This is a genomic window from Hydrogenophaga sp. BPS33 (genome assembly GCF_009859475.1).
In the GTDB taxonomy this organism is placed as follows: domain Bacteria; phylum Pseudomonadota; class Gammaproteobacteria; order Burkholderiales; family Burkholderiaceae_C; genus Hydrogenophaga.
The window spans coordinates 4,229,223-4,246,067 of the sequence record NZ_CP044549.1 but is presented as its reverse complement, the minus strand read 5'-3'; the positions used below and the strand labels follow the sequence as shown (position 1 = coordinate 4,246,067).

At 66.5% G+C, this 16,845-nt stretch carries 17 protein-coding genes; 4 read left to right on the top strand and 13 right to left on the bottom strand.

Going from position 1 to position 16,845, the window contains the following annotated elements; all coding sequences use genetic code 11:
- Nucleotides 1–119 precede the first annotated feature (119 nt).
- Genes F9K07_RS19695 through F9K07_RS19685 form a run of 3 tightly spaced genes read right to left on the bottom strand, consistent with a single transcriptional unit; the run spans nucleotide 120 to nucleotide 2,963 of the window.
- Complete coding sequence (locus F9K07_RS19695; protein WP_159595039.1) at nucleotides 120–1,058, bottom strand: transglycosylase SLT domain-containing protein; 939 nt, start codon at nucleotides 1,056–1,058, stop codon at nucleotides 120–122.
- Nucleotides 1,055–2,485, bottom strand: coding sequence for an FAD-binding oxidoreductase (locus tag F9K07_RS19690; protein WP_159595038.1), 1,431 nt, complete (start codon nucleotides 2,483–2,485; stop codon nucleotides 1,055–1,057). Before F9K07_RS19690 ends, F9K07_RS19695 begins: the two co-directional genes overlap by 4 nt.
- Before the next feature lie 31 nt (nucleotides 2,486–2,516).
- Complete coding sequence (locus F9K07_RS19685; RefSeq protein WP_159595037.1) at nucleotides 2,517–2,963, bottom strand: DUF2069 domain-containing protein; 447 nt, start codon at nucleotides 2,961–2,963, stop codon at nucleotides 2,517–2,519.
- 36 nt (nucleotides 2,964–2,999) lie between these two features.
- Between F9K07_RS19685 and F9K07_RS19680 the strand changes: the two genes are divergently transcribed.
- A complete protein-coding gene (locus F9K07_RS19680) occupies nucleotides 3,000–4,268 on the top strand; it encodes a YihY family inner membrane protein (protein ID WP_159595036.1) in 1,269 nt (422 codons plus the stop codon).
- 3 nt (nucleotides 4,269–4,271) lie between these two features.
- Here F9K07_RS19680 and F9K07_RS19675 read toward each other — a convergent pair whose 3' ends face one another.
- The 6 genes from F9K07_RS19675 to F9K07_RS19650 form a co-directional block, all read right to left on the bottom strand.
- The gene (locus F9K07_RS19675) at nucleotides 4,272–4,598 is read right to left on the bottom strand and encodes a hypothetical protein (protein ID WP_159595035.1); all 327 of its coding nucleotides are present in this window, start codon (nucleotides 4,596–4,598) and stop codon (nucleotides 4,272–4,274) included.
- A 226-nt stretch (nucleotides 4,599–4,824) separates the two neighbouring features.
- Nucleotides 4,825–6,354: a hypothetical protein gene (locus F9K07_RS19670; protein ID WP_159595034.1), complete on the bottom strand. Its 1,530-nt coding sequence runs from the start codon at nucleotides 6,352–6,354 to the stop codon at nucleotides 4,825–4,827.
- Between the two features lie 240 nt (nucleotides 6,355–6,594).
- Nucleotides 6,595–7,164, bottom strand: a complete 570-nt coding sequence (locus tag F9K07_RS19665; RefSeq protein WP_159595033.1) for a hypothetical protein — start codon at nucleotides 7,162–7,164, stop codon at nucleotides 6,595–6,597.
- 82 nt (nucleotides 7,165–7,246) lie between these two features.
- Nucleotides 7,247–8,539: a cytochrome P450 gene (locus F9K07_RS19660; RefSeq protein WP_159595032.1), complete on the bottom strand. Its 1,293-nt coding sequence runs from the start codon at nucleotides 8,537–8,539 to the stop codon at nucleotides 7,247–7,249.
- Nucleotides 8,540–8,549: 10 nt separating this feature from the next.
- Nucleotides 8,550–9,368, bottom strand: coding sequence for an alpha/beta fold hydrolase (locus F9K07_RS19655; protein WP_159595031.1), 819 nt, complete (start codon nucleotides 9,366–9,368; stop codon nucleotides 8,550–8,552).
- A gap of 2 nt (nucleotides 9,369–9,370) precedes the next feature.
- Nucleotides 9,371–10,681, bottom strand: coding sequence for an O-acetylhomoserine aminocarboxypropyltransferase (locus F9K07_RS19650; RefSeq protein ID WP_159595030.1), 1,311 nt, complete (start codon nucleotides 10,679–10,681; stop codon nucleotides 9,371–9,373).
- A 213-nt stretch (nucleotides 10,682–10,894) separates the two neighbouring features.
- Here F9K07_RS19650 and F9K07_RS19645 point away from each other — a divergent pair, with 213 nt between their 5' ends.
- Nucleotides 10,895–11,362: a CBS domain-containing protein gene (locus F9K07_RS19645; protein WP_159595029.1), complete on the top strand. Its 468-nt coding sequence runs from the start codon at nucleotides 10,895–10,897 to the stop codon at nucleotides 11,360–11,362.
- A gap of 64 nt (nucleotides 11,363–11,426) precedes the next feature.
- Here the strand turns inward: F9K07_RS19645 and map are convergent, their stop codons facing one another.
- From map to F9K07_RS19630, 3 genes are all read right to left on the bottom strand, one after another.
- The gene (gene map / locus F9K07_RS19640) at nucleotides 11,427–12,218 is read right to left on the bottom strand and encodes a type I methionyl aminopeptidase (RefSeq protein ID WP_159595028.1); all 792 of its coding nucleotides are present in this window, start codon (nucleotides 12,216–12,218) and stop codon (nucleotides 11,427–11,429) included.
- Nucleotides 12,218–12,472, bottom strand: a complete 255-nt coding sequence (locus tag F9K07_RS19635) for a ParD-like family protein (protein WP_159595027.1) — start codon at nucleotides 12,470–12,472, stop codon at nucleotides 12,218–12,220. Before F9K07_RS19635 ends, map begins: the two co-directional genes overlap by 1 nt.
- A gap of 76 nt (nucleotides 12,473–12,548) precedes the next feature.
- Nucleotides 12,549–13,757 carry a polyhydroxyalkanoate depolymerase gene (locus F9K07_RS19630; RefSeq protein WP_159595026.1) on the bottom strand — a complete coding sequence of 403 codons (1,209 nt, stop codon included), beginning with the start codon at nucleotides 13,755–13,757 and terminating at the stop codon, nucleotides 12,549–12,551.
- Between the two features lie 134 nt (nucleotides 13,758–13,891).
- Between F9K07_RS19630 and F9K07_RS19625 the strand changes: the two genes are divergently transcribed.
- Nucleotides 13,892–14,548 carry a glutathione S-transferase gene (locus F9K07_RS19625; RefSeq protein WP_159595025.1) on the top strand — a complete coding sequence of 219 codons (657 nt, stop codon included), beginning with the start codon at nucleotides 13,892–13,894 and terminating at the stop codon, nucleotides 14,546–14,548.
- A gap of 433 nt (nucleotides 14,549–14,981) precedes the next feature.
- On the opposite strand, the gene F9K07_RS19620 is transcribed toward F9K07_RS19625, so the two are convergent.
- Nucleotides 14,982–15,407 carry a cupin domain-containing protein gene (locus F9K07_RS19620; RefSeq protein WP_159595024.1) on the bottom strand — a complete coding sequence of 142 codons (426 nt, stop codon included), beginning with the start codon at nucleotides 15,405–15,407 and terminating at the stop codon, nucleotides 14,982–14,984.
- Between the two features lie 155 nt (nucleotides 15,408–15,562).
- Here F9K07_RS19620 and aroC point away from each other — a divergent pair, with 155 nt between their 5' ends.
- On the top strand, nucleotides 15,563–16,663 hold the full coding sequence (gene aroC / locus F9K07_RS19615; RefSeq protein ID WP_159595023.1) for a chorismate synthase: 1,101 nt from the start codon (nucleotides 15,563–15,565) through the stop codon (nucleotides 16,661–16,663).
- The last annotated feature ends 182 nt before the right edge of the window (nucleotides 16,664–16,845 follow it).

The following is a 16,845-nucleotide window of genomic DNA, read 5'->3' as shown; positions in this document are numbered from 1 at the left end:
TCCTGTGGCCGCTGCGTTGCGTTGCAACTCGGGGCGGGTGGTTTCAAAAATTCTAGGAACGCAGCGCGGCGCGTGATAGTCGTATGACTACCTCATGGGGTTACTACCGATTCGGGGGCTCAGTGGCCGATGGTGGCGGTGACGCGGCCCACCACCGGCGACGGTGCGGTCACGCGCTCGTCGAAGGGATGCGTCTGCAGGGAGAAGACCTGCTGGATGCGCTTGATGTAGCCCTGCGTCTCAGGAAAAGGCGGCACGCCCTTGTAGCGCTCCACGGTGCCTTCGCCGGCGTTGTAGGCGGCCAGTACCAGCGGCACGTTGCCCTTGAAGTAGGCCAGCAGCCAGCGCAGGTAGGACAGGCCGCCACGGATGTTCTGCTCCGCATCGAAGGGCTTGCGCACCGCGAAGCGTGCGGCGGTTTCGGGAATCAATTGCATCAGGCCCTGCGCGTTCTTGTCGGAGAGGGCGTTGACGTTGAAGTTGGACTCGGCGCGGATCACCGCGAACGCCAGACCAGGCTCGATGCCGAACTGCGGCGCGAGCTTGTAGACGATCTTCATGATGCGCTGCTGCTCGGGCGTGTTCACCCATTCGCGGTAGCGCGTGGTCAGCGCTTCGGTCTCGGCCGCTTCGGCCGCGGCCTTGGCGGTCTGCTCGGCCAACTGCTGTTCGACGCGCTCGGCTTGCAACACGCAGTTGGGCTTCTCCGCTGGCGCATCCATGCGTTTGAACATGGCTTCGGCCTGCGTGTCGCCCAGCAGCGCGGCGCGCGCGAACCAATGCGCGGCGTAGCCGTCGTGGCGCGGCGTGCCCCGGCCGTTGGCGTAGATCCAGCCCAGGTTGTAGGCCGAGTCGGCGTCGCCCGCGAGCGCGGCACGGCAGTACAGCGCGATGGCGGCGTCGGTGTCGCGCGGCACACCTTCACCATGTTCCAGCCACCGGGCCTGCTCGCGCCAGGCCTGGCGCTGCGCGGCGTCGATCTCCGCCGCATGCGCCGATGCCGCGCCGGCCAGGGCCAGGGCGAACACACAGCGGACGGCGAGAGGGCGAAGCTTCATGGGACGGTGAGCACGCGGCCTGGGTTCATGAGGTTGTGGGGATCCAGCGCTTGTTTGATGGACCGCATCAGACCCAGGGCCACCGGGTCTTTGTAGTGGGGCAGATGGTCGGCTTTGAGGCTGCCAACACCGTGCTCGGCACTGATGGAGCCATCGTAGCGAGCCACTGCCTCGAACACCAGATCGTTCACCCGTTTTTCCTGCTCAATCAGGAACTTTTTGGCATCAACGCCGGCTGGAGCTTGAACGTTGTAATGCAAATTGCCATCGCCCAGATGACCAAAGTTCACCAGCTGCACCCCCGGCATGCTGCACTGCAGCAAGGCGTCCGTCTCGGCGCAGAAGGCCGGGATGCGCGAAACGGGAATGCTGATGTCGTGCTTGATGTTCAGCCCTTCTTCGGACTGCGCCAGCGGAATGCTCTCGCGTATGTGCCACAGGCCGTGCGCCTGCGCCAGGCTCTCGGCCACCACGGCGTCGCTCACCAGTTCCTGTTCCAAAGCGGTTTCCAGCAGGCGCTCGAACTGGCCGCGCGCATGGGCTTCAGACTCGTTGTCGCTGTTCTCCAGGAGCACGCAATACGGCGAGGTTTGCCACAAGGGCACGCGCAGCTCGGGGAAGTGCTTGTCCACCAGGCTCAGCGCGAACTGGCCCATGACCTCGAAGCCGGTGAGCCCGGCGCCCAGGTGCTGCTGTGCCATGCCCAGGAGTGCCACGGCGGCCTCCAGCGTGGGCACGGCGGCCCAGGCGGTGAGCTGCGCGGCAGGTTGCGGGTAGAGCTTCAAGGTGGCCGCCGTGATCACGCCCAGCGTGCCTTCGCTGCCGATGAACAGGTCGCGCAGGTCGTAGCCGGTGTTGTCCTTGCGCAGCCCGGTCAGACCGTTCCACACCTCGCCCTGGGCGGTCACCACCTCCAGGCCCAGGCAGAGTTCGCGCGCGTTGCCATAGCGCAGCACCTGGGTGCCGCCGGCGTTGGTGGCCAGGTTGCCGCCGATGGTGCAGCTGCCTTCGGCCGCCAGGCTCAGCGGAAACAGAAAGCCGGCCTTCTCAGCGGCCTCCTGCAGCGCCTGCAGCACGCAGCCGGCTTCCACGGTGAAGGTGAGGTTGGCCGGGTCGATGTGGCGCACCGCGTTCATGCGGGTCAGGCTCAGCACCACCTGGGTGCCCGAGCCGTCGGGCACCGAGCCCACCACCAGGCCGGTGTTGCCGCCTTGCGGCACGAGGCCCGCGCCCGCCGCCGCGCAGGCGCGCACCACGGCAGCGACTTCCTGCGTGCTGCCCGGGCGCACCACGGCCAGCGCGCGGCCGAAGGCGCGTTTGCGCCAGTCGTTCTCCCAGGCGGAGAGGTCGGCTTTCGGGTCGTCGTGCGTGAGCACGTGGGACGGTCCCACCGCGTTGCGCAGCGCCGTCAGCAGTTCGGTTGTCATTCAAAAACCTCCGTGCGACGCAGCGTCGCGTTCAGGGGCGAACGTTGCGGGCCACGTCGGCCGCTACGGCTTCCTGGCCGGCGGCGCGCAGGCGCATGCGCACGTGCAGCGCGCAGGCGACGAACAAGGCGATGCACAGCAGCACTTCGAGCGCGGCCAGCCAGGCCGAGGTGCCCGACTCGCTGGTGGCGCGCACCACGCCTTCGGTGAAATACAGCCACACCAGCAGGCTCACCCAGCGGTAGGTGTACATGCGGTTCTTCAGCAGGCCGGCCAGCGGAATCGTCAGCGGCAGCACCTTGAGGGCCCACCACGAGCCGCCTTCGCGCAGGGGCGCGAGCCAGAGTTCCCAGGCCAGGCCCAGCACGATCAGGCCGATGAGGCTTGCCACCGCGAGCCAGCGTGTGCCGCGCACCGCGAAGGAGGGCGCGCTCAAAGGGGCGGCGGCGGGTGCGCCAGAGGGGGGAGAGGTGGGCATGGCAGGGCGAGAAAAACAGGGTGGCATGATACCGGCATGACCTTCCAAGAGCGCCTGCGGGCACTTGAATCCCTGGCCCGCGACCTGTGGCGCGATGCCCTGAACTTTCCGTGGCACACCACCGCGCTCACGCTGCGCGAGCGCTTCCGAGAAGACCGCCTGGGCGTGACCGCCAGCAGCCTGACCTTCACCACCACGATCTCGCTGGTGCCGCTGTTCACCGTGGCGCTGGCCATCTTCAGCGCCTTTCCGATGTTCGACCGGCTGCAGGTCACGCTGCAGCGCTGGCTGGTGCAAAGCCTGGTGCCGCCCGACATCGCCAAGCAGGTGTTCAGCTACCTCAACCAGTTCGCCAGCAAGGCCGGGCAGATGGGATGGGCCGGCGCGTTGGTGTTGCTGGTGACCGCGCTCGCCTTGATCTTGACGATCGACCGCAAGCTCAACGACATCTGGCGCGTGCGCCAGGCCCGTTCGCTGACCCAGCGCGTGCTGGTGTACTGGGCCGTTCTCACGCTGGGACCGCTGCTGCTGGCGGGCAGCCTCACGGTGACCTCGTACCTGGTGACGGCATCGCGCGGCGTCGTCTCGGCGCTGCCGGGCGGTGTGCGTTTTCTGCTGGAAGCGGTGCAATTCTCGTTGCTGACCGGTGGCATCGCGGCGCTGTACCGGTATGTGCCCAACACGCGGGTGCGCTGGAGCCACGCTTTGCTCGGCGCGCTGTTCGTGGGCGCGGGGCTGGAGGTGGCGAAGAAGGTGCTGGCCTGGTACCTCGCGCAGGTGCCGACCTACTCGGTGGTCTACGGCACCTTCGCTACCGTGCCGATCCTGCTGGTGTGGTTCTACGTGGCCTGGGTGATCCTGCTGCTGGGCGCGGTGGTGGCGGCCTACATGCCCAGCCTGCGGTCGGGCGTGGCGCGGCGGGGTGACACGCCGGGCTGGCCGTTTCAGCTCGCGCTGGAATTGCTCTACCAGTTGCAGGCCGCGCGCCACGCCGCTCCCAAGGGCTTGAGCCTGGAGGCTTTGGCCCAGGTGCTGCGTGTGGACGCGCTGCAACTGGAAGAGCCGGTGGCGGTGATGGTGCGCCTGGACTGGCTCGGCCGACTGGACGAAGACGGCGAGCGTTATGTGCTTTTGATCGACCCGGCCATGACGCCGGTGGCCCCACTGGTCGAACGCTTGCTGCTCGCGCACCAGCCGCACACCGCGCGCTTCTGGACCGAGAGCCGGTGGATGGATATGTCCGTGGCGCAGGCGTTGGGGGTGGCAACCCTTTCCAGCGAGCAGGGCGGGCGGTGGATGGACTGACGCTCAAGTGGAATGCTCGTCTCCATTCGATGCGGTCTTGTCGAGCCGCGAGCGCTTGTCTCGGTGAGCCTGCGCGTCGGAGGCGTCCGGCGCACCTTCTGGCGGCCGCTTTTTGTCTACACGCACTGTGTCGCTCACCATGTTTTGCGCGAGCGCCTGTGGAGGCGCAAGCACCTCGGCGGCAAGCGGTGTGGCCATGTTGGTGACGCCCGGCAGCAAAGAGGGCGGTTCTTCCGTCATGATGATGGCGTGCACGGCGCCGGGAATGGTGAACATCTGCTGGGCGACGGTCAGTGGCGCGAGATGGGGGGAGATGCCGGGAGACACCATGTCCCCGCCGGGCTTTGGGGAGCTGGCCAGCGGTGTGGCTGGCAGCGTGGGCAGAGGCGTGGGCGTGGCGGAGAAGCTTGTGGTGTTGCTGGTCGACGCCGACGCCTGACGCTGTTCCGATGAAGCGGCCGGCGGCATCGGTCTGGGTGGGGTATTCGTGATTTCACTCATGTGGTGAACGCCGAATGGTCGAAGCTGTGGCGAAACGAGAGGGGTTGCGAGGGCGTCAGGTGTCTTGATTGCGCGGATCGGCCTCTTCGCTGACCGCCCCTGCCGCTGGCGTCGCGTTGGTGAGCGACTGGAGAATGGTGTAGGCCATGTTGTTGTTGCGGGACCCGGCCATCGATTGCGCAAGCGCCAGTGCCCGGTTGGTCCACGCGCCCGGCTGCATCAACGCGAGTTCGACCGCCGCGATCTGCTGCGATTCGATGGCCTTCAGCAGGCTCCGCGTCGGGGATTCGGGCGGGGCGTTCCTGGTCTCAATACCTGGAATGACGAATGGCGTGGAAGCCAGGGGGCGCGGCCGTGTGAATGCACTGCGCGGTCCGTGCCCTGGCGGCATGTGTGGCGGTGCATCTGACCGCATGTACTGCGGCGCGGGTTCGTCGCTGGCGCTGTCGCGGCGCATCTCGTCGTGCGAGCGCTTCGTTCCACCGCCGTTCGGCGTCGCGTTGACGCCCTGAATGACCCGGGCTGGTGATTCGATGGCGTGATGAACTTGTGGCAATTCGTTCGGTGGGAAGAGCTCTGCGCCCTTGTCTTTGGCGATGCTGTCCAAATGCAGGTGCAATGGTTCTTTCAGCCAGTCCGGGACATCGCTGAACGATTTCAGGGTGGCGCGCAATTGAGGAGAGCAATAGCCGGGTTTGACGGCGTTCAGTACGTGAGGAAGAAGCTCGTCGGGTGGCGAACTCCGCTGCCACTCCTTGTGTATCTCATCCAGGCGTTTGAACAGCAGGCCCAGGGCCTTTGCGATGCGTTTTTCATGCTGCTGGGTGGTGCCTCCCATGAGCTTCCAGTCGGGCAACAACCAACTGAGATGCACCATCGTCCCTTTGATGGCCGCAGGCATGGTCTGTGGGGTGGCTTGACGCATGGCGTCGTTCGTGACGACGTTGTCCATGCTGGAGGCATCCTGACCTGAAGCCGTCTGGTAACGCAGCACGCGCTTCCACGCCGAGGCTGGGGTGCTGTTGCAGTGGTAATGGCCGCTTCCCCTGAGGAAGCAGCCGACAACGGTTTTGAGCTTGCCGATGGCCTTGTTCGCCTCGCTCAGTTCGGGCAACAGCTCTATGGGGCCGCACTTCGGGTATGTCTTTCCCAGCAACCGCAGTTGCTCGTGAGCCGCGGCCCATTCCCCGTTCAGCCACAACTTGTGGAAGTCGGCGGCAGTTGCCCGAACCCGCTCCGCTAGCTCGGCCGGGATCATCCGCAGAGGGATCGGCCCGATCGTCGTCGGGAGGGTGATGACGGCGGAGCGCGCCGTGGCGATCTCGACAGGAGGCTGCTGCGACCGGGGCGGAGCTTCTGTGGGCGGTATCGTATAGAAGGCGGGCACGGAAAGTTGCGACTCGAGCCGTTGTTGAAGCCGGTGGGTGGGAATCGGCAAGCCCGGAGCCGCACCCGGCGCCAAAGTTTCTGCGATGGGCGAATGGGTGGTGACTGGCGTTGACTTTGGCGTTGACGCGGGCGAGCCGTTTGCATGGTGTTGCGTGGTCGGCTGGTTGGTGGGATGGACAAGGTCGCTGATTTTCATGGGAGGGTCCGGTGAAGGCGTTCGGTTCGAACAGGTATCGCGGTCGCAACAGGAGCCGCCGTGCGGAGCGTCGCCGGGCTCAGGTTGCTGGATCTAGGTCCGTCCGTTTGTGGATGGGTGGGCCAGATCGGTGTTGCCCGGCCATCTCCAGCAAATCGAGGATGGCCGTGGACACGGTGTTGTTGCTGGCGATGGTCTTGCTTTGCGCCCTGCTGTAGGCCATGCGAATCGCTTCCAGGGTCAATGCACCTGGGTTGCCCAGCACCGCGCGCACCTCCGCGAGGTTGATGAGACACCGCTCTTCGCACGGCCTTGTCGGGTGGGCGCAATGGTGAACACTACCGAGGCCGGTGGTATTGCCAGTGGCGGCGGCGCGACCGCAGACAGGCCGGTCCGCGGCTGTTCAATGGGCTTGAACCGCTTCGAAGGATGTTCCTCGTCATCGTCTTTGCCACGAACTTCGTCTGTTCCCCGTTTGGTGCCCGCCGAGACGCCAGCGAGCGATAGATCGCCTGCTTGTTCCTTGCGCGGCAGCCCGTCGCTGGATAGGAAGAGTTCGGCACCTGCGTTCCTGTCGATCTTGCGCAAGCGAGCTCGCTGGGACGGCTTCAGCCACTTGGGCGTGGCCTCGAAGCTGTCCAGCGTGGTGCGCTTCCAAAGGCCTTCGAATTTTTTGGCTTCCCTGCCCACCCGATCCGCAATGGTGAGCGGCGACTCGACGGGGGTAGGTGCTGGCTCGGTGGTTGGATTCTGAACAGAGGTTTGTAGAGGCTTGGACTTCGATGGGTTGAGGAGGTGGCGCAGGTCCATGGTTCAGTTCCTGAGCGCGAAGGCGCTCTGACGCTGCTCAGTACCGGGCCATATCTCCGGGTTCCGCGCGAGGTCGCGCGCTTCAGACCAGAAGGAAAGGGGCCCGCAGGAATCCCCGGAACCGCGCCCGTCCGCCGCGCGTGGGCGCATCGCTGAGACGGAAGTGGGGAAAGCGCTGCAGGAAGCGCCCGATCGCAATGCGCCCTTCGAGTCGCGCCAGGCTCAGGCCCGCGCACTGGTGGATGCCGAAACCGAACGCCAGGTGCTTGTTGCCTTCGCGCGCAAGGTTCAACACGTCGGGTTCGGCAAACTGCGCCGGGTCGCGGTTGGCCGCGCCGATGCACAGTGTGACCAGCGTGCCGGCTGGCAGGTCCACGCCGCCGACCTGCGTGTCTTTCACGGCGCGCCGGTTGCCCAACTGGTTGGAAGATTCGAAGCGCAGGAACTCGTCCACCGCACGGCCCAGCACGGCTTCTTGCGCGGCCGCATCGCCCGCGGTTTCCCGCAGGGCGTGCAGCAAGCCGGCACGCGCCTCGGGGAATTCCTGCAGCAGGATCAACCCGTTGCCGATCAGGTTGGTGGTGGTCTCGTGCCCCGCGTTGAGCAGGAAGATGCAGTTCTGCAGCAGCTCCACCTCGCGGAGTTGCTCGCCACCGGCCTCACCCTGGATCAGCCGCGTGAGCACGTCGTGCTCGGGGTCGCCGGGGCGTCGGCGGCGCTCGGCCACCAGGGTGCGCAGGTAAGCGGTCATCTCGCTCACGGCCTGATTGCCATCGGCCTGCTGTTGCGCTGTGAGCGTGGGTTCCAGGGCGCCCAGGATGGCGAGCGACCAGGCGCGCAGCGGGCCCCGGTCTGCGTGCGGCACGTTGAGCAGGTTGCCGATGATCTCCACGGGAATGGCCGAGGCGAAGTCCTCGATCAGGTCGCCGCCGCCGCGCGCGTCCATCTCGTCGAGCAGGCCGTCCACCAGCATGGTCAGGCCCGGCTCCATCGCGGCGATGGCGCGGCGCGTGAGCGCGCCCATGATGAGTCCACGCACCCGCGTGTGCAAGGGCGGGTCGTTGAACACCAGGCTGGTGGTGTGGTGCTCGAACAGGGGCGAGCCTTCGCCGTATTTCGGCGCGAACTCGACGTGCTTGTCCGAGCTGAAGGACTGCGCGTCGCGGTACACCGCCACCAGGTCGGAAGAGCGCGTGAGGAACACCGAGCCATCGGGCATGCACCGCACCGGTTGCGCCTCGCGCAGCGCGGCGTAGACCGGGTAGGGGTTGGCGAGGAAATCGGCAGGCAGGGCGCGCAGGTCGAAGCTCTGGGCAATCGCCTGCGCGCGCGCCGCGCTCATGGGTGGGGTGATCGCGTCGCGCAAGAGGCTCATGGTGCGTGGTCTAACAGGCCAGGAAATCGCGGATCGCGAACAGCGTGGCGTCGGGCGTCTCGGTCATCTGGTGGTGGCCGACCGGCAGCGTGACCGTGCTCACCGCCTTGCCGCTGGCCTGTGCCGCCTGGATGAGCGGCTGCGCCGCCTTGGCCTGCGTCATCTGGTCCAGCCCGCCGAGCAGGAACAGCACCGGGCAGGTGATGGCCGCGATGGCGGCCTCGCCACCGGTGTAGCTGTCGCAGGCCACGAAGCCACGGTGGAACACGTTGACCTGGGCATTGCTGCGCAGCACGCGGCGGCCCAGGGCCAGGCTCGACCCGTACACCCAGGTGCCCGGGCCCAGCGCCGAGGGTGGCGCGGCCAGTGTGCTGCGCGAGAACACATTGATCATCTGCAAACCCTTTTCGGGTGCGTGGAGCGCGGCGTCGATCAGCGCGGGCGAGACCTTCATGGGGTAGGCCGTGCCCACCAGCACCAGGTGGCTCACGCGCTCTTTCAGGCGTGCCGCCGCTTCGAGCGCGATCAACGAGCCCCAGCTGTGGCCGACCAGCGCGGCCGTGCGCACGCCCGCGGCATCGAGCAGCGCGGCGATGAAGTCGGCCGCGGCTTCCACCGAGGCGGGCGCTTCGCCTTCGCTCTTGCAGTGGCCGGGCAGGTCGAGCGCCAGCACGTTCCAGCCGTGGTGCGCGAGGTAGCGGCTTTGCAGGATCCAGACGCTGTGGTCGTTGAGCACGCCGTGGATGAAGACCACGGTGGGCTTGGCGGCGTCGAAGGGCTTGCCGCCGGTGTAGCAATAGGTGGGGGCGCCATTGACTTGAAGGAACATGGTCAGGCCCCCGCTTTCTCGGCGGCCTTCAAGGCGCGTTTCAAGTCGTCGATCAAGTCGTCCGCGTCTTCCAGGCCGATCGACAAGCGAATGGTCCCCGGCCCGATACCACCTGCCGCCAGCGCCTCGTCGCTCATGCGGAAGTGTGTGGTGCTGGCGGGGTGGATCACCAGGGAGCGGCAGTCGCCCACGTTGGCCAGGTGGCTGAAGACCTTGAGTGCTTCGATGAAGGCCTTGCCCTGCGCGCGGCTGCCCCGGATGTCGAAGCTGAACACCGAGCCCGCGCCCCGGGCGCCAAAGCGCAGCAGCTTCTCGGCCAGCGCGTGGCTGGGGTGCGTGTCCAGCAGCGGGTGGCCCACGCGGCCCACCATCGGGTGGCTGGCGAGGAATTGCACCACTTTCTCGGTGTTGGCCATGTGGCGGTCCATGCGCAGGGACAGCGTCTCGATGCCCTGCAGGATCAGCCAGGCGCTGTGCGGACTCATGCAGGCGCCGAAGTCGCGCAGGCCTTCGCGGCGCGCGCGCAGCAGGAACGCGCCCACCGTGCTCTCTTCGCTGAACACCATGTTGTGAAAGCCCTCGTAGGCTTCGGTGAGTTCGGGGAATTTGCCGGCGCGCTCCCAGTCGAAACTGCCCGCGTCGACCACCACGCCGCCGATGACCGTGCCGTGGCCGCTCAGGAACTTGGTGGCCGAGTGGTAGACGATGTCGGCACCGAGCTCGAAGGGTTTGATGAGGTAGGGCGTGGTGAGCGTGGAGTCCACCAGCAGGGGCGCGCCGGACTCGTGCGCGATCTGGGCGATGGTGGGAATGTCCAGCACGTCCAGGCCCGGGTTGCCGACGGTCTCACCGAAGAACAGTTTGGTGTTCGGCCGCACCGCGGCGCGCCAGCCGTCGATATCGCCGGGTTTGACGAAGGTGGTCTCGATGCCGAAGCGGCGCATCGTGTAGTGCAGCAGGTTCTGGCTGCCGCCGTAGAGCGCGGTGCTGGCGACGATGTGCGCGCCCGTGCCCATGAGCGTGGCCACCGAGAGGTGCAGCGCGGCCTGGCCGCTGGCCGTGGCGATGGCGCCGATGCCGCCTTCCAGCGCGGCCATGCGCTGCTCGAACACCGCGTTGGTGGGGTTGCTGATGCGGCTGTAGACGTGGCCCGCGCGCTCCAGGTTGAACAGGGCGGCAGCGTGGTCGCTGGACTCGAAGACGAACGAGGTCGTGAGGTGGATCGGCACGGCGCGCGCGCCGGTGGCGGGGTCGGGCGCGGCGCCAGCGTGCAGGGCCAGCGTGTCGAAACCGGGGTCGGAATAGCCGGGCATGGGGTGTCTCTCCTCGAAAAAGGTTCTGAACCGACGCGCCGTCGGCGCGGGGACCAAAACGACTCGCCGCCGGGCCGCCCCAAGGCGGGTCAGCCCCTGGGGGCAGCGACCCGCGCAGCGGTGGAGCGCGGGGGGACCAACTCCCGCGATTGTGGGCTATATTGCACGAACGCCAGCCCCGCTGGAGACAGACAGACACTGAGGAGAACGGCCATGAAAGTCAGCGACATCATGCGTTTGAAGGGCGGCACCCTTTACACCATCCAACCCCAGGAATCCCTGGAGCGCGCGATCGAAACCATGTCGCAGTTCGACATTGGCTCGCTCGCCGTGATGGACCACGGCGAACTGGTGGGCATGCTCACCTTCCGCGAGGTCATCCACACCCTGGCGCAGAACGGCGGCTCGCTGGGCGGCAAGAGCGTGCGCAGCGTGATGGACGACCACCCCATGACCTGCACCCCCGAGACCGAGCTGGAGCAGGTGCGCCCCATGATGCTGGAGCGCCATACCCGCTACATGCCGGTGATGGACAACAAGATGCTCATGGGCGTGATCAGCTTCTACGACGTGGCCAAGGCCGTGGTGGACAGCCAGAACTTCGAGAACAAGATGCTCAAGGCCTACATCCGCGACTGGCCGGAAGAGGAAACCGGCAAGAGCGAGCCGAACTTCCCCTGAGCCTCGGCCAGGTCCGTCCAACGCCCCGCCTGCCGGGGCGTTTTGCTTGGGGCGCGGGGAGGCGTCAGATCGGCGCGTAGGCCCCGGTGCCGCCGGGCCAGGTGGTCAGCACCTCGTAGCCGGTGGGCGTGACGGCCACCATGTGCTCCCATTGCGCGGACAGCGAGCGGTCCCGGGTGACGACGGTCCAGCCGTCGGCCAACAGGCGCGTTTCGCGCTTGCCGGCGTTGAGCATGGGCTCGATGGTGAACACCATGCCCGGCACCAGGGCCATGCCTTCACCGCGCCGGCCATAGTGCAGCACGTTCGGGTCTTCGTGGTACACGCGGCCGATGCCGTGCCCGCAGTACTCGCGCACGACCGAAAAGTGTTCGCGGTGCGCGACCGACTGGATCGCATGGCCGATGTCGCCCAGCGTCGCGCCAGGCCGCACCTGGTGGATGCCGGCCACCATGGCTTCATAGGTGGTCTCCACCAGCCGGCGGGCCAGCGGGGAGGGCGTGCCGACGCAGAACATGCGGCTGGTGTCGCCGAACCAGCCGTCCTGGATGACGGCGACATCGATGTTCACGATGTCGCCCTTCTTCAGGATCTTTTCGGGAGAGGGGATGCCGTGGCACACCACGTGGTTGACCGAAGTGAGGATGGTCTTGGGATAGCCCTGGTAGCCGACGTTGGCAGGTATGGCGCTCTGCACCTTCACGATGTGGTCATGGCACAGGCGGTCCAGCGCTTCGGTGCTGACCCCGGGCAGCACGTGCGGTTCGATCATGGCGAGCACCTCGGCGGCGAGCTGGGCCGCGCGCCGGGACTTTGCCAGGTCTTCGGCCGTCTTGAGGGTGATGCCGCGCGCCATCAGCGCTTCCCTCCCGAGGCCGCGCGCGGCGGGGCGGCCGCCGCGTTCAGCGCCACGGCAATGTCCAGGCCGCCGTCGAGCTCGGCCCGCACCAGCATCTGGCTGATCTCGTGGAGGTTGAGCGCCGGGTGCATCTCGGCCAGCATGCCCACCCGCATCCAGTGCTCGGCCTGCGCATTGATGGAGCGGCTGAGCGCGTTGCCCGCTACCCGCAGGTTTTCGTGCATGAGGTCCGAAATCTTGACGATGCCCATGGATTGACTTTATATGAAACGTATATGAATTGTATGCGTTTCATATTTCGCCCGAAAGGGCGTTGGCCCAGAAGGGTCAAGACATGCTGTGGATCATCTCGCGCACCCTGGGATAGATCTGCTGGTTCCAGCGCCTTCCACTGAACACGCCGTAGTGGCCCACGCCGGTCTGCACGTGGTGTGTCTTGAGGTAAGGGCGCACGCTGCTGCACAGGTCCAGCGCGGCCACGGTCTGGCCGACCGAGCAGATGTCGTCGCGCTCGCCTTCCACGGTCATGAGCGCGGTGCGGCGGATGGCGCCCGGGTTCACGGTGCGGCCGTTCCAGGTGAGCACGCCGCGCGGCAGGTCGTAGGTCTGGAACACTTTCTCCACCGTCTCCAGGTAGAACTCGGCGGGCAGGTCGTTGACCGCGAGGTATTCCTCGTAGAAGGCCTGGATCACGCCGGCCTCTTCGGTGCGGCCCGCTTCCAGGTGGTCGTAGATGTGGCGCAAGGACTGTTTGTGGCGGTCCGGGTTCATGCTCATGAAGGCGGTGAGCTGCACGAAGCCGGGGTAGACGCGGCGCATCATGCCGGCGTGCGGGAACGGCACGTGGCTGATGAGGTTTTTCTCGAACCATTCGATCGGTTGGCTGGTGGCGAGCTTGTTGACCTCGGTGGGGTTGACGCGGCAGTCCACCGGCCCGGCCATCAGGGTGAGGCTGCGCGGCTGGGCGGGGTGGTCGTCCTCTGCCATGAGGGCGGTGGCGGCGAGTGCGGCCACGCAGGGCTGGCATACCGCGACCATGTGCACGCCCGTTCCGATGGTTTCGGTGAAGCGGATCATGTAGCGGATGTAGTCGTCCAGTCCGAAGGCGCCGTGGTGCAGCGCGACGTCGCGCGCGTTATGCCAGTCGGTGATGTAGACGTCGTGGTCTAGCAGCAGGGTGCGCGCAGTTTCGCGCAGCAAGGTGGCGAAGTGGCCCGAGAGCGGCGCCACGAGCAGTACCTTGGGTTGCGGCTCGGCGCCGATCTTTCGGAAGTGCAGCAGGGTGCCGAAGGGCAGGGTGAGCGTGGCTTCTTCGACCACCGGGTGCACCTGTTCGCCGACCGCGACCGATGTGATCTGGTAGGGCGGGCGCGTGTGGGTGAGGCGCAGGCGGGAGACCACATCGCAGGCGGCGGATACCTTGCGCAGCAGGCTGCCTTCGGTGTCGCTCAGCCAGAGCGATGCGCTCAGGTGCTGGGCCGCCAGGCGCAACGGTGAGAGCAGGTCGGACTGGAGTTGGTAGGCCTGGTACAGCATCGTTCTGTTCCTGAGTCAACGTGTCGCATGGCAGGCAAGTTGTGGGCCAGCTACGCCTTGCACCGGTGCGGTGCGCGAGGGGCGCACAGCGATGGCACAGCCCTTGCTGTACGCAGGCCCTAGAGGAGCATGTCATGTCCAAAGCGGTACTCACGATCAGCAGCAAGAACTATGGTGCCTGGGCCCTGCGGGGCTGGTTGATGGCGCGGCTGGCCCGGCTGGACTTCACCGAGCATGTGATCTCGCCCGACGACCCGGCGATGAGGGCCGAGATGTTGCTGCTCTCGGCTTCGATGCGGGTGCCCGCGCTGGAGCACGAGGGCGTCCACGTGTGGGACACGCTGGCGATCGGCGAATACCTCAACGAGGTCAAGCCCAAGGCAGGCTTGTTGCCGGCCGATCGCGCGGCGCGGGCGCACTGCCGCGCGATCTGCGGTGAGATGCATTCGGGTTTTTCGGTGCTGCGTTCGTCGTTGCCGATGAACATCAAGGCATCCTTTCCCAACTTCAAGCTCTGGTCGCGGGCGCAGACGGACATCGATCGCATCGAGACCATCTGGATCGAGTGCCTGCAGGCCTATGGCGGGCCCTACCTGTTCGGATCGCGTCCTTGCATGGCGGACGCCATGTTCGCGCCGGTGGTCACGCGCTTCATCACCTACCAGGTGCCGATCGACAACCGTTGCGTGGCCTACTGCGACACCATCATGGCGCTGCCGGCGATGCGGGAATGGGTGGCGGCGGCGGAAGCGGAGCCGGACGATATCGATGAGTTGGAGGCGGAGTTCTAGGGCCCTTCCATGCCGTTTCATGCCCGCGCCTCGCGCTGACGGCTGGCGTGGTCCGCGTTCTCCGGCGCACCTCTCGGTCGCATACCTATGCAAGCCTTCACCCCTTCGTCAACACCGCATGCATGACGCATCCGTGCAGGCAACCGCGAATGGCGCCTGCGCCCGCGAACCCCACCATCCGTCGAGAGTGGCAGGGTGGCACACCTCGGGTTTTCTCCGGCCCCTCCGGTGGTGCGCCCAGGTGCTACTGGGGTCGATGGTGTGGGTGTCCGGGCGCAGGCGCCATTCGCGGTTGCGTGCACGGGGGCGTGCTGCATGCGGTATTGATGCGAGGGTTCTTGAGCGCTCGGGCATCCGACCGCGAGCGTGCGCCGGAGAACGGGCACACGCACCAGCGGCCTGGAAGAAGCCCACGCCAGCAAGGACCCCGAATTCAAGACGTCCAAGGAACAGGCTTCGGCACCTCGCAAACCGGCTCCACATCGATCGACTTGAAATCCGCTGGCGACACGATCTCCAGGTACTCCATATCCGGCGAATAGTCGAACAGAAAATGCGAAATGCCCGGGCGCTGGTGCACACAGTCACCGGCCTGCACCAGGGTGTCCTGGTCCTCGTACATGAAGCGCGCCCAGCCCTTGAGCATGATCACGATCTGGAAGTCCGCCTCGTGCCGGTGCCAGCCCGTGCCCTCGTCCGGCGGCATGTTGGCCTTGACCAGGTGCGCGATCACCTTGCCGTGCGTGGCGGCGGCAATGCCGAGGTCGCGGTAGAGGAAGAAATCGCGCAGGCCACCGCTCACGTAGTCGCCTTGATCGCCCTTGAGGTGTGAAAACAGCGTGGAGGTTCGGTCGAGCATGGGACGCCCCTTTCAGGTGAAGCGCAGCAACCATTTGCTGCGGCGCAGCACCAAGCACAAAATGTTCCCGTCGCCCGCGCCGCCCCATGGGCCCAAGCCATGCACCAGAGTGGCCCACGGACGCACCGCCATGCCTCGGGGATAATCGCCCTCCTATGAGCGGAAACACCTTCGGAAACCTGTTTTGCGTCACCAACTTCGGTGAATCCCACGGCCCGGCCATCGGCTGCGTCATCGACGGCTGCCCCCCGGGCATGGAACTGAGCGAAGCCGACATCCAGGGTGACCTGGACCGCCGTCGCCCCGGCACCAGCAAGTTCGTCACCCAGCGCAACGAACCCGACACGGTGGAAATCCTCAGCGGCATCTACGAAGGCAAGACCACCGGCACCCCCATCGCCCTGCTGATCCGCAACACCAACCAGCGCAGCAAGGACTACGGCGACATCCTGCAGACCTTCCGCCCCGGCCACGCCGACTACACCTACTGGCAGAAATTCGGCATCCGCGACCCGCGCGGCGGCGGACGCAGCTCGGCGCGCCTCACCGCGCCCACCGTGGCCGCGGGTGCGGTGGCCAGAAAGTGGCTCAAGGAACGCTATGGCGTCAGCTTTCGCGGCCACATGACGCAAGTGGGCGAGCTCGCCATTCCCTTCGAAAGCTGGGAACACGTGCCCAACAACCCCTTCTTCGCCCCGGTGGCCGACGTGTCCGCCATCGAGGGCTACATGAACGAACTGCGCAAGAGTGGCGACTCGTGCGGCGCGCGTCTGCGCGTAACCGCACAAGGCATGCCTGTAGGCCTGGGCCAGCCACTGTACGACCGGCTCGACGCCGACATCGCCTACGCCATGATGGGCCTCAACGCCGTCAAGGGCGTGGAGATCGGGGCCGGCTTCGCCAGCGTGGCGCACAAGGGCAGCACCCATGGCGACAGCCTCTCGCCCGAAGGCTTCAAGGGCAACAACGCCGGCGGCGTGCTCGGGGGCATCAGCACCGGGCAGGACCTGGAGGTGCAGATCGCCATCAAACCCACCAGCTCCATCCTCGTGCCGCGCGAGAGCATCAACATTGCCGGGGAATCCACCGAAGTCATTACCAAGGGCCGCCACGACCCCTGCGTGGGCATCCGCGCCACGCCGATCGCCGAGGCGCTGTTGGCCTTGGTGGTGATGGACCACGTGCTGCTGCAGCGTGCGCAGTGCGGCGACGTGCAGTTGCCCACGCCCGACATCGCGGCGAAGTCGAGGATTTGACGCGACCTCCGCCTGAATTCGAGGTCCTTGCTGGCATGGGTTTCCTCCGGGCCGCTGGTGCGTGTGCCCGTTCTCCGGCGCACCTCTCGGTCGGATACCCGTGCGCTCAAAAACCCTGGCGTCAACACCGTGGTTTGCACGCAAGCTCTGTGGCAACCGCGAATGGCGCCTGCGCCCGGACA

What these genes read in the sequence shown, in the direction of transcription:
- F9K07_RS19695 (WP_159595039.1), bottom strand. Translation starts at nt 1,058, where the DNA reads ATGAAGCTTCGCCCTCTCGCCGTCCGCTGTGTGTTCGCCCTGGCCCTG.
- map (WP_159595028.1), bottom strand. Translation starts at nt 12,218, where the DNA reads ATGGCGCGCGGCATCACCCTCAAGACGGCCGAAGACCTGGCAAAGTCC.
- F9K07_RS19645 (WP_159595029.1), top strand. Translation starts at nt 10,895, where the DNA reads ATGAAAGTCAGCGACATCATGCGTTTGAAGGGCGGCACCCTTTACACC.
- aroC (WP_159595023.1), top strand. Translation starts at nt 15,563, where the DNA reads ATGAGCGGAAACACCTTCGGAAACCTGTTTTGCGTCACCAACTTCGGT.
- F9K07_RS19630 (WP_159595026.1), bottom strand. Translation starts at nt 13,757, where the DNA reads ATGCTGTACCAGGCCTACCAACTCCAGTCCGACCTGCTCTCACCGTTG.
- F9K07_RS19655 (WP_159595031.1), bottom strand. Translation starts at nt 9,368, where the DNA reads ATGTTCCTTCAAGTCAATGGCGCCCCCACCTATTGCTACACCGGCGGC.
- F9K07_RS19670 (WP_159595034.1), bottom strand. Translation starts at nt 6,354, where the DNA reads ATGAAAATCAGCGACCTTGTCCATCCCACCAACCAGCCGACCACGCAA.
- F9K07_RS19690 (WP_159595038.1), bottom strand. Translation starts at nt 2,485, where the DNA reads ATGACAACCGAACTGCTGACGGCGCTGCGCAACGCGGTGGGACCGTCC.
- F9K07_RS19665 (WP_159595033.1), bottom strand. Translation starts at nt 7,164, where the DNA reads ATGGACCTGCGCCACCTCCTCAACCCATCGAAGTCCAAGCCTCTACAA.
- F9K07_RS19685 (WP_159595037.1), bottom strand. Translation starts at nt 2,963, where the DNA reads ATGCCCACCTCTCCCCCCTCTGGCGCACCCGCCGCCGCCCCTTTGAGC.
- F9K07_RS19660 (WP_159595032.1), bottom strand. Translation starts at nt 8,539, where the DNA reads ATGAGCCTCTTGCGCGACGCGATCACCCCACCCATGAGCGCGGCGCGC.
- F9K07_RS19635 (WP_159595027.1), bottom strand. Translation starts at nt 12,472, where the DNA reads ATGGGCATCGTCAAGATTTCGGACCTCATGCACGAAAACCTGCGGGTA.
- F9K07_RS19620 (WP_159595024.1), bottom strand. Translation starts at nt 15,407, where the DNA reads ATGCTCGACCGAACCTCCACGCTGTTTTCACACCTCAAGGGCGATCAA.
- F9K07_RS19680 (WP_159595036.1), top strand. Translation starts at nt 3,000, where the DNA reads ATGACCTTCCAAGAGCGCCTGCGGGCACTTGAATCCCTGGCCCGCGAC.
- F9K07_RS19675 (WP_159595035.1), bottom strand. Translation starts at nt 4,598, where the DNA reads ATGGTGTCTCCCGGCATCTCCCCCCATCTCGCGCCACTGACCGTCGCC.
- F9K07_RS19625 (WP_159595025.1), top strand. Translation starts at nt 13,892, where the DNA reads ATGTCCAAAGCGGTACTCACGATCAGCAGCAAGAACTATGGTGCCTGG.
- F9K07_RS19650 (WP_159595030.1), bottom strand. Translation starts at nt 10,681, where the DNA reads ATGCCCGGCTATTCCGACCCCGGTTTCGACACGCTGGCCCTGCACGCT.